Annotated in this window: 13 protein-coding genes; 7 read left to right on the plus strand and 6 right to left on the minus strand. The window is 71.9% G+C overall.

All coding sequences use genetic code 11. The annotated features are described in order from the left end of the window. Window positions 1–96: 96 nt before the first annotated feature. The 6 genes from OG219_RS17495 to chpG all read right to left on the minus strand — a co-directional run bounded on the left by OG219_RS17495 (window position 97) and on the right by chpG (window position 3,590). Window positions 97–681: a vitamin K epoxide reductase family protein gene (locus OG219_RS17495; RefSeq protein ID WP_266827615.1), complete on the minus strand. Its 585-nt coding sequence runs from the start codon at window positions 679–681 to the stop codon at window positions 97–99. Then, window positions 681–1,178 (minus strand): DUF5949 family protein, encoded by a 498-nt coding sequence (locus OG219_RS17500; protein ID WP_266827617.1) that lies wholly within the window; start codon window positions 1,176–1,178, stop codon window positions 681–683. Before OG219_RS17500 ends, OG219_RS17495 begins: the two co-directional genes overlap by 1 nt. Window positions 1,179–1,394: 216 nt before the next feature. Beyond that, window positions 1,395–1,589: a chaplin gene (locus tag OG219_RS17505; RefSeq protein WP_266464243.1), complete on the minus strand. Its 195-nt coding sequence runs from the start codon at window positions 1,587–1,589 to the stop codon at window positions 1,395–1,397. A 173-nt stretch (window positions 1,590–1,762) separates the two neighbouring features. Continuing rightward, a complete protein-coding gene (locus OG219_RS17510; protein ID WP_266827619.1) occupies window positions 1,763–2,065 on the minus strand; it encodes a hypothetical protein in 303 nt (100 codons plus the stop codon). Between the two features lie 256 nt (window positions 2,066–2,321). After that, window positions 2,322–3,113, minus strand: a complete 792-nt coding sequence (locus tag OG219_RS17515; protein WP_266827621.1) for a hypothetical protein — start codon at window positions 3,111–3,113, stop codon at window positions 2,322–2,324. A gap of 237 nt (window positions 3,114–3,350) precedes the next feature. Further along, complete coding sequence (chpG, locus tag OG219_RS17520; protein ID WP_266827623.1) at window positions 3,351–3,590, minus strand: chaplin ChpG; 240 nt, start codon at window positions 3,588–3,590, stop codon at window positions 3,351–3,353. Between the two features lie 359 nt (window positions 3,591–3,949). Between chpG and OG219_RS17525 the strand changes: the two genes are divergently transcribed. The 7 genes from OG219_RS17525 (at window position 3,950) to OG219_RS17555 (ending at window position 13,153) form a co-directional block, all read left to right on the plus strand. Beyond that, window positions 3,950–5,047, plus strand: a complete 1,098-nt coding sequence (locus OG219_RS17525) for a DUF3344 domain-containing protein (protein WP_266827625.1) — start codon at window positions 3,950–3,952, stop codon at window positions 5,045–5,047. A gap of 40 nt (window positions 5,048–5,087) precedes the next feature. Then, window positions 5,088–6,284, plus strand: coding sequence for a glycosyltransferase family 4 protein (locus OG219_RS17530; protein ID WP_266827627.1), 1,197 nt, complete (start codon window positions 5,088–5,090; stop codon window positions 6,282–6,284). Beyond that, the gene (locus OG219_RS17535) at window positions 6,281–7,717 is read left to right on the plus strand and encodes an exopolysaccharide biosynthesis polyprenyl glycosylphosphotransferase (protein WP_266827629.1); all 1,437 of its coding nucleotides are present in this window, start codon (window positions 6,281–6,283) and stop codon (window positions 7,715–7,717) included. The genes OG219_RS17530 and OG219_RS17535 overlap by 4 nt, the downstream gene beginning before the upstream one ends. A 31-nt stretch (window positions 7,718–7,748) precedes the next feature. Further along, a complete protein-coding gene (locus OG219_RS17540; protein ID WP_266836126.1) occupies window positions 7,749–9,098 on the plus strand; it encodes an O-antigen ligase in 1,350 nt (449 codons plus the stop codon). Window positions 9,099–9,565: 467 nt separating this feature from the next. Beyond that, window positions 9,566–11,299: a murein biosynthesis integral membrane protein MurJ gene (gene murJ / locus OG219_RS17545; protein ID WP_266836127.1), complete on the plus strand. Its 1,734-nt coding sequence runs from the start codon at window positions 9,566–9,568 to the stop codon at window positions 11,297–11,299. Beyond that, the gene (locus OG219_RS17550) at window positions 11,283–12,041 is read left to right on the plus strand and encodes a polysaccharide deacetylase family protein (protein ID WP_266827631.1); all 759 of its coding nucleotides are present in this window, start codon (window positions 11,283–11,285) and stop codon (window positions 12,039–12,041) included. Before murJ ends, OG219_RS17550 begins: the two co-directional genes overlap by 17 nt. Further along, entirely contained in the window at window positions 12,041–13,153 is a 1,113-nt protein-coding gene (locus OG219_RS17555) for a glycosyltransferase (protein ID WP_266827633.1), read from the plus strand. Before OG219_RS17550 ends, OG219_RS17555 begins: the two co-directional genes overlap by 1 nt. Window positions 13,154–13,160 lie beyond the last annotated feature (7 nt).

Here is a 13,160-nt window from a genome sequence, read left to right on the forward strand (position 1 = left end):
GTACGGTCCCTTTCAGGATTCGGGGGGTCAGCGTCCGTACCGCGTAACGATCCTGAGAACCTCATCAGCGCAAGATTCCCCCAACAAGCCCAATAGTCAGCTCGTCCAGAAGTCCCACCATCGGGTCAGGATCAGCATCCCGATGATCCCGATGTGCAGCACCGGCAGAACCCAGGTGAATTCCGCGAGGAATCCCCTCAACCAGGTTGGTGCGGGCAGGAATTCATTCCGTACGTTGAACGACGTCACGTACCAGAACATGATGATCGTGGCGACCCAGGCCAGACAGCACCACAGACACAGCGAATTGATGCGGTAGAGCGACTGGAACTGCAGCCAGGTGCAGAATCCGACGCCGAACAGCGTGCCCGCGTCGAAGAGCAGCCAGTACCAGCGCGGAAAGACCGCTCCGGCGAGCAGGCTCACGCCGACGCAGATCACGATGCCGTACGCCACCAGGCCCAGCATCGGGTTGGGGAACCCGAAGGCCGAGGCCTGGTCGCTCTTCATGATGTTGCCGCAGGAGACGACCGGGTTCAGGCTGCACCCGGGCACGAAGTCCGGGTTCTCTAGGAGCTTGAACTTGTCGATCGTGATGATCCAGGAGGCCAGCAGACCGGCCGCCCCCGTGAGCACCAGCAGCAGGGCGAGCGCGCGGCTGCCACCCGCGGTCCGTGCCATCAGCCGCGCAGGCGGCGCGCGGGCAGCAGTACGTGCGCCGCGCTGTTCAGGGTCTCCTCGTCACCCGCGAAGGCGGCCAGGTTCTCCGGGTCGACGGGCTTGCCGGGCTCGGCGTCGGGCCAGGCGCGGGTGGCGAACAGGAAGTAGGCGTAGCCGCGTTCGCCGACCGCGGCGAGCCACTCGGGCGGAACGACGCACTGGGCGTTGAGGGACGGCATGGTGACGACGGCCTGGCCCGCCTCGACGAGGAGGGTGAGCGGCAGGCTCGGGTACCGCGAACCGTCCAGGAGCGTGTCGCCGACGGGCAGACCGTTGTCGCTCAGCAGCCGCTCGATGGCGGCCGAGGTGGCCTCCGGGCCGCCCGCGCTGTCGCCCAGGGAATAGGCGAGGAGATACGGCATGTCGCCGTCGGGGGCGTCACCGCTGAAGGCCATGACGGCGAGCGTGCCGAGATCGGCGGCCCGGAAAGGGCGCGTTTCGCTTGAGGTTGAGGTCACCGCGGAACCTTATCGACGCACCCGAACGGGCCCGCCCCTTTCTCACCCGACCGGGCGACAACCGCCCGGCCGACCACACGAACGAGGGACGGGAATCGAACAATGCGCAGCCGGCAACGCGGCAGCGCGCGTGCGGCAAACGCGAAGGGCCGACTCCGCGGGATGCGGAATCGGCCCTTTCGGCGCGCGTACGACGTCGATGGTCGACGTACGACGTCACTTGTTGACGCAGGTGTTCCCGAACGCCGGGTTCAGCAGACCGATGACGTTGACCGTGTTGCCGCAGACATTCACCGGAACGTGCACCGGGACCTGCACGACGTTGCCGGAGAGGACACCGGGGGACTTGACCGCCGCGCCTTCCGCGCCGGCGTCGGCGAAGGCGCTGCCCGAAGCGGCACCCGCGGCCATTCCGGCAGAGGCGATAATCAGAGCGGCCTTCTTGGCAGTGTTCATCGTCAGCCCTTTCCTTGGAGATTTGCTCCAGCGTATGGAGGTGTCCGCGGGCCTTGCGGAAAAGACACGCGATGAAATGAACCGATTAGCTCGATTCAGCCTTGACTCGGCTCGGCCCTGAACTCGGGTCAGCCCTGAAGGGGAAGTCCGCCGAGGAGCGCCGTGGGGCCACCGGGCGAGTTGAGTGCGTCCGTCGCGCCGCTCACGGCGCTGAGCGGTGAGCTCTCGTTCTCGGTGTTGAGCGCGTCCGACTGGTGCTGGAGGGGCTGTACGTCCTTCAGGCTGAGCGAGCGCTGGCTGGTGATGGTCTCGAGGGCACCGTTGAGGCTGGTGGGCGTGAGGTCGGAGGCCTCGTAGGCAAAGGCGGGCGCCGCGGCACCAGCGATGGCGATGGACCCGGCAACGACAGCGGCGGCCTTCAGGGACTTCATCGGGTTCCTTTCTTCGGCAACTCATGTCACCGGTTCGGCAACTCATGTCACCAGACGGAATGTGCATACGCCCTGGCTAACGATGGCCGGACGCGACGGAAACCCTGTGTGCAGAAATTTCCTGCACCCCACCCGAATGAACGGCGCGTCGCATTCTCATATAAGAGCGAACGCGAAACAGCCGTCGTGCCGACCGGGACGGTCGGCACGACGGCGGGGGTGGCGACTGCTTCGCCTCAGGCACCGCTCCCCGTGATCAGGAGGGCAGAAGGCCGCCCGTCGGGAGGGCCGGGACCGCGGGAACCGCCGGAACGGCCGGGACAGCCGGAACCGCCGGCAGTGAGGACAGGCTCGGCAGACCGGGCAGGTTCGGCACGGGCAGGCCGCTGCCGAGCACCACGGCGACGACGAGGTTGACGAGACCCGTCACCACAGCCGTCGCGGCGGGGACCACTCCGGCGGGATCGCCGGAGGTGACCGCCGCGAGCAGTGTGTCGACCGCTTTCTGCAGCGCGGCGAGCGCGTCGGCCTTCAGGTCCGCGGGAGCCGCGGCACGCGAACGGCTCGCACCGGGAGCCTTGTCGTCGTCAGCCTCGGCGTCCTTCGGGAGCGTGGGCACGGCCGGGACGGCAGGAACCGCGGGAACAGCCGGGACCGCGGGCACGGCCGGCACTGTCGGCGTCGCGGGCACGGCCGGCACCTCAGGGACCGACACCGGCGGCGTCACCGGGGCCACCGCGGTGAGCTTGGCGATCGCGTCCTTCACGGCCTGGCCGAGCGTGGCCGCCTGGTCGGCGGAGAGCTGGCCGTTGTCGGCCTTGAGCGCGGCGTTGAGCAGATCGGTGACCGGGGTGAGCACGGTGCCGATGTCGGCCAGGGACTGGACCTGCGCCAGGAGCGCGTCCGCGCCGGGGACGGGTGCCGCCGCAGCGGTGTGGCCACGCGCCGAGTCGCTGTCCGCCGCGATGGCGGCCGGTGCGGCGATCCCGAGCAGAAGCGTGGCGCAGAGTGCGGAGGACGCTATGCGCCGTGCGGGCAGAGCACGCATGGATGGTTCCCTTCGGTGGTTCGTTCGTACTTCGACCTTGTACTCACCGTGGAAGCGGTCATCGCCGTCTGCAACCGATCACATGCTCCGCGTAGCGACCCTGAGTCCCTGCCACCGACGTCCTCCCTGGTGAGGAGCCTTACCGGGAGCGAGGACCCGCTTCCCCCCATTCGGGGCAACGCGAACCGGCCGCCCTCCCGTTGGGGAGGACGGCCGGCAGAAGGGGCCGCGCCGACGTCAGTCGTTGATGCAGGTGTTGCCGAACGCGGGGTTCAGCAGACCGATGACGTTGACCGTGTTCCCGCAGACGTTGACCGGGATGTGGATCGGGGCCTGCAGGACGTTGCCCGACAGGACGCCCGGGGAGTGGGCGGCCGCGCCGTGTGCGTCGCTGTCGGCGGCGGCGATGCCGGCGGTGCCCGCCACGGCGGCGGCGGCAACGGAGGTCAGGGCCAGGCCCTTCGCGATACGCGACATGGAGAAGTGCTCCTTGGAGTCGACACAACATCCGGGCGGGGATGCCCGGCTCTGGAATCAACGCGCAGCGCCCGCGCGGGTTGTGCCTCCGAAAGGGTGATCTCGTAAACGGCCGGGCTTCACCATTCCGACACACTTGTCAGCTTTCACCGATAAATACGGATAGCGGCTAGTGTTGCGCTCCTCCCGAGGCCGCTTGGTAGCAGGCCTCACCAGACGTCGGAAACAGACGGTCGGAAACGGACGGGGAGTCAACGCGCACATATGTGATCTGCAGATTTCCGTCGATCCGGAGCACTCCGAACCCTCCGGACGTCCGCTGGTCCAGAACCTTTTCCCCCGAAAGGGCACCGCCGGTCATGCGTATTTCCCCCGGTCTTCTGCTGCGCCGTGCGATGGTCGGCTGCTCTGTCCTCGCCACTCTGCTGGCGCCGGGCTGCCCCGCGACGGCCGCGCCGTCCGCCGCCGAGGCGGAGAGCGTCGACTTCACCCAGCGGTACCGCGCGCTGCAGCACGGCGGAATCGTCCGGGCGGCCAACTCCTCCATCAGCTGCCGTACGACGGTCACCCGGGCGGCGGCGCCGTCCTGCTCCGCCGCACGCGCGGGCGGAGCGGCCGTGAACAGCGACTTCGACATGTTCTACGTCGATGTCGACAAGGACCCGAACACGTACAACTCCAGTCTCGGCGAGGTCCGTCTGCCTGAGGGCGCGCGCGTCACGTACGCGCGGCTGTACTGGGGCGGCAACCTCCGGGTCGGTGAGCAGAAGCCGCCTAAGGACAACGGGCGGGTGCTGTTCGCGGAGCCCGACGGCGAGTACAAGGCGGTGCTCGCGGACTCCGTGGTCGGGCACCGGGTGGCGCGCGGAGCCGATGCCTTCCAGGCTTCGGCGGACGTCACGAAGCTGGTGCGGGCGAGTGGTTCGGGGCTGTACACGGTGGCGCAGGTCAATGTGGCGATGGGCCGTTCCGCCGCCGGTGCCTGGGGCGGCTGGACGCTGATGGTGGCGTACGAGAAGGAGTCGGAGCCGCTGCGGCATCTGGCGATGTGGGACGGCTTCGACTCGCTCGGCCCGCGCGAGGACCAGGTGATCCGGCTGCGCGGGCTGCGGTTCCCCGAGGGGGCCGGCGGGCGTGCGGGGCTCGTCGCGTACAACGGCGACCGCGGGAACCGGGGCGACTCGCTGACCGTGTCGACCGGGCGCGGTGGGCCGACGGCGCTGGGCGACGGGGCGAACCCCCGTGACGACGTGCTGAATTCGACAATCAGCGAGCCGGCGTCGGCCGCGATGAAGCGGGTGCCCGCGTACCCGAACACGCTCGGCTACGACTCGGACGTCCTCGAACTTGGTAAGGGGATCCGGCGCGGGGGTGACCAGTTGACCTTCCGGCTCGTTTCGCAGCGGGACGCGGCGTGGGTCGGGGCACTGTTCACCGCCGTCGACGCGAAGCAGTGACGCGCGCGACCGCGCGCCACCCTTGAGCGAGGAACCGCGCATGCAACTGTCAACCGACCCTCCGCCGCGGGTCCTTCACATCACCCAGCCGGTCGACGGCGGAGTCGCCCGGGTGGTGACGGACCTGGTGCGGGCGCAGCTCTCCACCGGAACGCACGTCACCGTCGCCTGCCCGGACGGCAGCGGCCTCGCAGGGACGCTCCGGGCTCTCGGCGGTGACGTACGCGACTGGCAGGCGACGCGTGCGCCGGGGCCTTCGCTGCCTCAGGAGGTGCGGCGGCTCGGGCGGGTGATCGCGGACGTGCGGCCCGATGTGGTGCACGCGCACAGCGCCAAGGCAGGGCTCGCCGCCCGGCTCGCCGTACGCGGGCGGGTGCCGACCGTTTTCCAGCCGCACGCCTGGTCGTTCGAGGCCGTCGGCGGGGTCACCGCTGGGCTCGTACTGAAGTGGGAGCGGTGGGGGGCGCGTTGGGCTTCCCGGGTGGTGTGTGTCAGCGAAGCTGAGCGCACTACCGGCGTACGCGCCGGAGTGCACGCCCCCTGGCGGGTGATCCCCAACGGGGTCGATCCGGCGCGCTTCCACCCCGCGGCCGTGGACACCGTACGGGCCGGGATCCCGCTGCTCGCCGAAGCGGGGGTCGGGCCGGTGAGCCCCCTGGTGGTCTGCGTGGGGCGGTTGTGCAGGCAGAAGGGGCAGGACGTCCTCCTTGAGGCCTGGCGCGAGGTGGTCCGGCGGGTGCCGGCGGCCCGGCTCGTGCTGGTCGGGGACGGGCCGGACACGGAGCGGCTGCGCGCCGGGGCGCCCGCCGGGGTGTTGTTCGCCGGTGCCGCCGACGACGCCGTGCCCTGGTACCAGGCCGCAGATCTGGTGGTGCTGCCGTCCCGTTGGGAGGGCATGGCGCTGGCTCCCCTGGAGGCCATGGCCTGTGGACGTCCGGTCGTGCTGACGGATGTGGACGGCGCCCGCGAGAGCCTGCCGCCCGCGCTCCGATCACGCTGCCTGGTGCCGTCGCAGGCGGCCGGCCCACTCGCCCACGCGATCTCCGAACTGCTGTCCGATCCGCTGCTGCGCGAGTCCCTCGGCCACCAGGGCCGCCGCCACGTACTGACCACGCACGACGTGCGCCGCACGGCCGACGCGGTCGCGGACGTCTACCGCGAGCTGCTCACTCCGGGGCTCGGCGGGCAGGCCGTGAACGGGGAACACACCGAGTGCAGGGAGTCCATCCACTCGTGACTGCGGAAAGCACCGTTCCCTCCCCCGGCGGACAGCCCCGGGAGTACGGATCCTCGCCCGTCTCGGTCATCCCTCCACGTGGGGCCGCCGACGGCTTCAGACTGCCGGCCGGACAGCGGCCCTCCGTCCGGCGGTCCTCGCGGCTGCCGCTGCTCGCCGTGGACGGCGGTGCGGCGCTGCTGGCCGGCCTTGCGCTCACACAGACCCAGCGGCAGCCGCTCCTCGTCGTCGCACTGGTGCTCGGCGTGGTCTGGCTGAACGCGCACGCGTCGCTGTACCGCGCCGAGCCGGTGCCCGCCGTACTGGACGAACTGCCCGCGGTCTGCGCGCGGATCGCGGTGACCTGGTGCGTACCGGCGGCCCTGCTCGCCGCGCTCTCCCCGGCCGGCGCGCTGTCCGCCCGGACCCTGGCCGTGGGCTGCGTCCTCCAGTCGGCGGCGAGCTGCGCGGGCCGGGGCACCCTGCACTGGCGGCGGCGCCGGGCCCTCGTGCTGCGCCCCAGCGCCGCCCTGGTGATCGGCCCCGCCGTGACGGCGCAGCGTGTCGCCGCGGCCTTCCTTCGTCATCCGGCGTGCGGAGTACGGCCGGTGGGCGTCGTCGCCGACCAGCCGGCCGGGGGTGACGGGCTGCCGGTCCTCACCACGGGCGAGGAAGTGCAGCGGGCCCTCATCCAGAACAGTGTGCGGGCCGTGCTGGTAGTGAAGTCCGGCGGTGAACGCGGGCCGCTGCTGCGGGCGTTGGCCGAGGCGGGCTGCGCGGTCTGGGAGGTCGACGCGGACTCGCCGTCGTACGACAGCGGGCAGCGCGGGCAGCTCGCGGGGTTCGCCTGCCAGGAGCTGTCCACCCCGAGACGCCATGGCAGCATCGGCAAGCGGCTCCTCGATGTCGCCGTCTCCGGAACGCTGCTGCTGCTGGTCAGCCCGCTGCTGCTGATGTGCGCGGTCGTGCTGCGGCTCAGCGACGGGCCCGGCGTGGTGTTCCGGCAGGAGCGCATCGGCAAGGACGGGCGCCCCTTCACGCTGCTGAAGTTCCGCACCCACCGCCCGGTCGACGCGCACGAGGCCGCGACCCGCTGGAGTGTGGCGAACGAGCGGGAGATGAGCCGGTTCTGCCACTTCCTGCGGCGGAGCTCGCTGGACGAGCTGCTCCAGCTGTGGAACGTCTTCTGGGGTGACATGAGCCTGGTCGGGCCGCGCCCCGAACGCCCGTACTTCGTCGGCAAGTTCAGCCAGACGTACCCCGGCTACGCGGCCCGCCACCGCATGCGGACCGGCATCACGGGACTGGCCCAGATCCACGGGCTGCGCGGCGACACCTCGATCGAGGACCGCTGCCGGTTCGACAACGCCTACATCGACAACTGGTCGCTGTGGCAGGACATCTGCATCCTGCTGCGCACGGCCGCCGCGCTCGTACGCCCGACGGGGAGCTGACCCGGTGAGTCAAGCCCTGCCCCTCTCCCCCCTGGGCACCCTGACGTCCGCCCTCGGGCGCGCGCTGCCCGTCCTGCCCGTGGTCGCCGTGATCGCCCTGCTCGGGCTGCCCGTCGCGCCCGGCGGTGAGGGCGGCGCGACCGTGGCCGACGCCGTCTCCGGGCTCGTCGTGCTGTGCTGCGCGGTGCGTCTCGTACGAGGCCGGCGGCGCCCCCTGTCCCGTACCGCCGCCCTGGTCATCGGGCTCCCCGTGGTCGGCATCGCCGTCGCGGCGGCCGGGGCGGCGAGCGCGGGGGCCGGGATCAGCGGCCTCGCCCGCTATCTCCAGGTCTTCGTGCTGGTCCCGGCGGCGGTGCTGCTCCTTGTGCGGGACCGGCGCGACTTCCGGGTGCTGGCCTGGTCGTTCGTCGGGCTCGCGCTGTGGCAGGGGGCGATCGGGGTGCATCAGTACGTCACCGGGACCGGTGCCACCTACCAGGGCGAGGACATCCGGGCGGTGGGGACGTTCGGGCCGACGGACATCATGGGGATGGCGACCGTGGTGGCGTTCGGCCTTGTGTGTGCGGTGGGTCTTGCGCTCGGGTCGGGTGCCGCCCGGCAGCGGACGGCCGCCGTCGTGTGCTCGCTGGTCCTGCTGCTGCCGCTGGCGCTGTCGTTCAGCCGGGGCGCGTGGATCGCCACGGCGGCGGCGTGTGGTGCGCAGTTGGTGCTGGCGGGGCTGCGGCGGGCGGTGAAGGTGGGCGCGGCGGTGGCCGCCGCGGTGGTGATCCTCGTGGGCGGGTTCGGCGTCGGCACCGCAATGCTCCAGGAACGGATCAGCAGCATCACCCAAGTCGCTGACGCGCCGGACCAGTCGGTGACCGACCGCTACACGATGTGGGCGGCGGCCGTCGGGATGTGGCGCGAACACCCCCTGACCGGCGTCGGGTTGAAGGGCTTCCCCGACCACCGCGACGGCCACGCCTCCCTCGCCCTCTCCTCGGGCAGCGACACCGGAGGCGCGGGCGCCGCCTTCCGCAAGCAGCCGCTGCTCTCCCCGCACAACATGTATCTGCTCATCCTCAGCGAACAGGGTCTGATCGGCCTGCTCGCCCTCGCGGGCAGCTGGCTGGCACTCCTGGTGTGCGCGCTCCGGGGGCTCGTACGGGTGCGGCGGACTCCGTCGGGCCTCGACTGCGCACTCGTCGCGTGCGGGCTGCTCAGCTGGCAGTTGATCGACTTCATGTACGCGGACATCGGCGGGCCTTCGACGGTACTCACCGCTGTCTGCTTCGGACTCGTGGGGTGGTGGGCGCTGATGGATCCGGCTTCCTCCGCACCGGAGTCGGTGCCGGACCCGGTGACAGCACCCGCATCACTGGAGGAGGCCTCGGCGCGATGACGGTGACGCCGCCTCGGGCCGAGGCCGAGGGTGGGGCGGGTGGCGTGGCCGGGGGTGAGGTCGGCGACGTGGCCGGAGGGGCGGGCGGTGGCACGGTCGGCAGCGGTGGCACGGTCGGACTTACCGCCGCACGTACGGTCAGCGGTACGGGCAGCGGATTGGCCGGAAGCCCGGCCGCGGGACGGACGGTTGGTGGCGGGGCCGGAGTCGGGGTCGGCGGTGCGCCCGGGCAGACGGTCAGTGGCACGGGCAGCGGCCTGGTCGGAGGACCGGTCGGCGGCGAGGCCCGAGGCAGTACGGCCGGACACACGGTCAGCGGTACGGACGGCAGCGTGGTCGGAGCCACGGCAGGCGCGGGCGCCGAAGCCGCGGTCGGCGGTGCGGCCGGGCAGACGGTCGGAGGACCGGCCGGTGGTGAGGCCCAAGGCAGAACGGCCGGACACACAGTCAGTGGCACGGGCGGCAGCATGGTCGGCGGTACGAACCGACTCGCGGGCGAAGGTCCAGCCGGCGGCGCGGTCGCACGTACCGGCGGTGGCGGCAGCCGCGACTGTGCTCCCGGAGCTGTCGGCGGCCGCGCCCCCGCGGGCTCCGTCCCCCTCCCCGCCGCCCGCACCGCGCCCCCCGCACCACCGAACCCCGACGACCCGCCCTCCAGCCGCTTCCTCGCCAAGGCGGCCCTCGTCACCGTCGCCCTCTCCATCGCCGGAGCGCTCCTTGGCCTCGGCCGGGACCAGGCGTTGGCGCATCTTTTCGGGGCCGGGTCGGAGACGGACGCCTTTCTGGTGGCGTGGACGGTGCCGGAGTTCGCCTCGACCCTGCTGATCGAGGACGGGCTGGCCTTCATCCTCATCCCGGCGTTCAGCATGGCCGTCGCCCGCCGGGCGCAGGGGGCCCCGGGCGATCCGGTCCGTGCGCTGGTCGCCAGTACCCTGCCCCGGCTGTCGCTGGCCTTCGTGGCCGCCTGCGCGCTGCTGATCGTCGGGGCGCCCTACCTGGTCGAGGGCCTCGCACCCGGCCTGCCCGATCCCCAACTCGCCGTGGACTGCACCCGGTTGACCGCGACCTGCGTGCTTGGCTTCGGGTTCGCCGGGTACTGCAGTGCGGTGCTGCGGGCGCACCGGCGGTTCGTCGCGCCCGCCGTCATCTACGTGGCGTACAACACCGGGATCATCACGGCGATGTTCGTGCTCGGCGGCCACTGGGGGGTGCGCTCGGCGGCCCTCGGTGTCGCGCTGGGCAGCGGGCTGATGGTGGCGGCCCAGGCGCCCTCGGTGTGGCGGCAGCTCAGGCGGAAGAAGGTGACGGAGGACGCGAGCGGCGTCGAGGAGGCGCGTCCGATGGACCTGAGCCTCGTCACCACGGTGCTGCTCTTCGCCCTGTGCCGCCAGTCCCAGGTCCTCATCGAACGCTTCCTGGCCTCCTCGCTGCCCTCCGGCGCCATCTCGCATCTGAACTACGCCCAGAAAGTGGCCCAGATGCCGATGGTGCTCTCGCTGATGCTGTGCACCGTCACCTTCCCGGTGGTGGCGCAGGCGATCGCCGAGGGCGACACCGAGCGCGCCCGCACCCGCGTGGAGCGCGATCTCGCGCTGGTCTCCTGCACGGTGCTCCTGGGCACGGCGGTGGTCGTCGCGTGCGCGCCCCAGATGATCCAACTGCTGTTCCAGCGAGGCGCGTTCACCGCGCACGACACGGCGGCCACCGCGTCCGTCATGCGCGTGTACGCCCTCGGACTGCTCGGCCACACCCTGGTCGGCGCGCTCGTCCGCTCGTACTTCTCGGGCGGACGGCCCACCTGGTACCCGCTGTTCGCGATGACCGCGGGGATCATCGCGACCTCCTGGATCGGCGCGCTGACCGTCGGCTCCTGGGGCGTGCTCGGGATCGCCGCCGCCAACGCCCTCGGCATCACCATCAGCGCCGCGCTCCTGCTGTACGGCATGGGCCCGCGCAGCGTGCCGATCCGCACCCGCCAGGTGCTGGCCGAGCTCAGCAAGCCGGTGCGCGCCGCGCTGGTCGCCGCCGTGGCGGGCGGGCTCTGCGCGAGCCGCGTGGACTCCCCCTTGCTCGCTCTCCTCGCCGGCGGCACAGCCGTGACCGTCGTCTTCGCCCTGCTCGCCTGGGCCCTGGGGGTCCAGGGCTTCGCACCCGCCCTCCGTTCGCTCACACAAAGGCTCCCGCATGTCCGTTTCCGCTGACACCGCATCCGCCACCGGACGCCTCGACACGACGCCCCCGTGGGTGGCGATGTACCACTCGGTGGGCGACCCCACCGACGACCCGTACCGGATCACGGTCTCACCGGACCGCCTCGACCAGCAGCTGACCTGGCTGCGGCGGCGAGGCCTGCGCGGTGTGAGCATGAGCGACCTGCTCGCGGCCCGCGCCCGGGGCAAGGGCCGCGACCTCGTCGGCCTCACCTTCGACGACGGGTACGCCGACTTCGTCGAGACCGCTCTGCCCCTCCTGCAGCGCCACGACTGCGGCGCCACCCTCTTCGTCCTGCCCGGCCGACTGAGCGGCGACAACGCCTGGGACCCGCTCGGCCCCCGCAAGCCGCTGCTGAGCAAGCAGGGCATCCGGCTCGCGGCCGCCTCCGTGGGCATCGAGATCGGCTCGCACGGGCTCACCCACGTAGACCTGACCAAGGCCGACGACGCCCTCGTGTACGCCGAGGTCACCGAAAGCAGAGCGGTGCTCTCGGAGTTGATCGGTGCTCACATCGCCGGTTTCTGCTATCCGTACGGGACGATCGACCAGCGGGTCGTGGACGCCGTACGGGACGCCGGATACACGTACGCCTGCGCCATCGACCCCGGCCCGCTGACCGGCCCGCACGCCCTGCCCCGCGTCCACATCGGCGACAACGACACCGCCGTACGCCTGCTGCTGAAGCTCAAGCTGCATCGCCTGCGCCGGCGCCCGGCCGAGGGGGTCTGATGAAGGCCCTGCACATCATCACGGGCCTCGGAGTGGGCGGCGCGGAGCAGCAACTCAGGCTGCTGCTGCGCCACTTGCCCGTCGACTGTGATGTCGTCACCCTCACCAACCCGGGCTCGGTCGCCGACGGGCTCACCGACGACGGCGTACGCGTCACCCACCTCGGCATGGGCGGCAACCGCGACCTCGCCGCGCTCCCCCGCCTGGTGAAGCTGATCCGCGCGGGCCGGTACGACCTCGTGCACACCCACCTCTACCGGGCCTGCGTGTACGGCCGGATCGCCGCACGCCTGGCGGGAGTCAGGGCCGTGGTGGCCACCGAGCACTCCCTCGGCGACTCGCAGATGGAGGGGCGCAGGCTGAGCACGGGCGTCCGCGCGCTGTACCTGGCCAGCGAGCGGCTCGGCCGGTCCACCGTCGCCGTCTCGCCGACCGTCGCCGACCGGCTGCGCCGCTGGGGTGTGCCCGGACCCCGCATCGAGGTCGTGCCGAACGGCATCGACCTGGCCCGCTTCCGCTTCGACCCGGTGCTGCGCGAGCGCACCCGCCGCCGGCTCGGGCTGCCTGACGGCGCGTACGTCGTCGGCGGCGTCGGCAGGCTCACCGCGGGCAAGCGGTTCGACGTACTGGTCCGCGCCCTGGCCGAACTGCCCGGCGACTACTGGCTGTTGCTCGTCGGCGGCGGCGCGGAGGAGAGCGTGCTGCGGCGGGCCGCGCAGCAGGCCGGGGTCGCGGACCGGGTGCTGTTCACCGGCGAGCGCCCCACCGGCGGCTCTCCCGGGGCCGATCTGCCGTCGCTGATAGCGGCCATGGACGTCCTCGCCTCGCCCTGCGCCGAGGAGGCGTTCGGGTTGGCCGTCGTCGAGGCGATGGCGGCCGGACTGCCCGTGCTGTACGTCTCCTGCCCGGCCGTCGAGGACCTGCCGCCGGAAGCCGCCCTCGGCACCCGCCGGGTCCAGGGCGGCTCGGACTCGTTCGCCCGCGCCCTGAAGAAGGTCCGCGAGGAGGGCCCCGCGCCCCGCTCGGTACCGGACGCCGCACACCACTACTGCATCACCCGCAGCGCCGCACAGCTCATGGACGTGTACGCGGCCGCTCTGTCCCGCACCTGACTGGGAG

The sequence above is a fragment of the Streptomyces sp. NBC_00038 genome (assembly GCF_026343635.1).
Lineage (GTDB): Bacteria > Actinomycetota > Actinomycetes > Streptomycetales > Streptomycetaceae > Streptomyces.

Bases quoted from the DNA above. Each gene is read 5' to 3' on its own strand.
- OG219_RS17495 (WP_266827615.1), bottom strand. From the start codon at position 681: ATGGCACGGACCGCGGGTGGCAGCCGCGCGCTCGCCCTGCTGCTGGTG.
- OG219_RS17505 (WP_266464243.1), bottom strand. From the start codon at position 1,589: ATGGCCGCGGGTGCCGCTTCGGGCAGCGCCTTCGCCGACGCCGGCGCG.
- OG219_RS17510 (WP_266827619.1), bottom strand. From the start codon at position 2,065: ATGAAGTCCCTGAAGGCCGCCGCTGTCGTTGCCGGGTCCATCGCCATC.
- OG219_RS17515 (WP_266827621.1), bottom strand. From the start codon at position 3,113: ATGCGTGCTCTGCCCGCACGGCGCATAGCGTCCTCCGCACTCTGCGCC.
- chpG (WP_266827623.1), bottom strand. From the start codon at position 3,590: ATGTCGCGTATCGCGAAGGGCCTGGCCCTGACCTCCGTTGCCGCCGCC.
- OG219_RS17525 (WP_266827625.1), top strand. From the start codon at position 3,950: ATGCGTATTTCCCCCGGTCTTCTGCTGCGCCGTGCGATGGTCGGCTGC.
- OG219_RS17530 (WP_266827627.1), top strand. From the start codon at position 5,088: ATGCAACTGTCAACCGACCCTCCGCCGCGGGTCCTTCACATCACCCAG.
- murJ (WP_266836127.1), top strand. From the start codon at position 9,566: ATGGTCGGCGGTACGAACCGACTCGCGGGCGAAGGTCCAGCCGGCGGC.
- OG219_RS17550 (WP_266827631.1), top strand. From the start codon at position 11,283: ATGTCCGTTTCCGCTGACACCGCATCCGCCACCGGACGCCTCGACACG.
- OG219_RS17555 (WP_266827633.1), top strand. From the start codon at position 12,041: ATGAAGGCCCTGCACATCATCACGGGCCTCGGAGTGGGCGGCGCGGAG.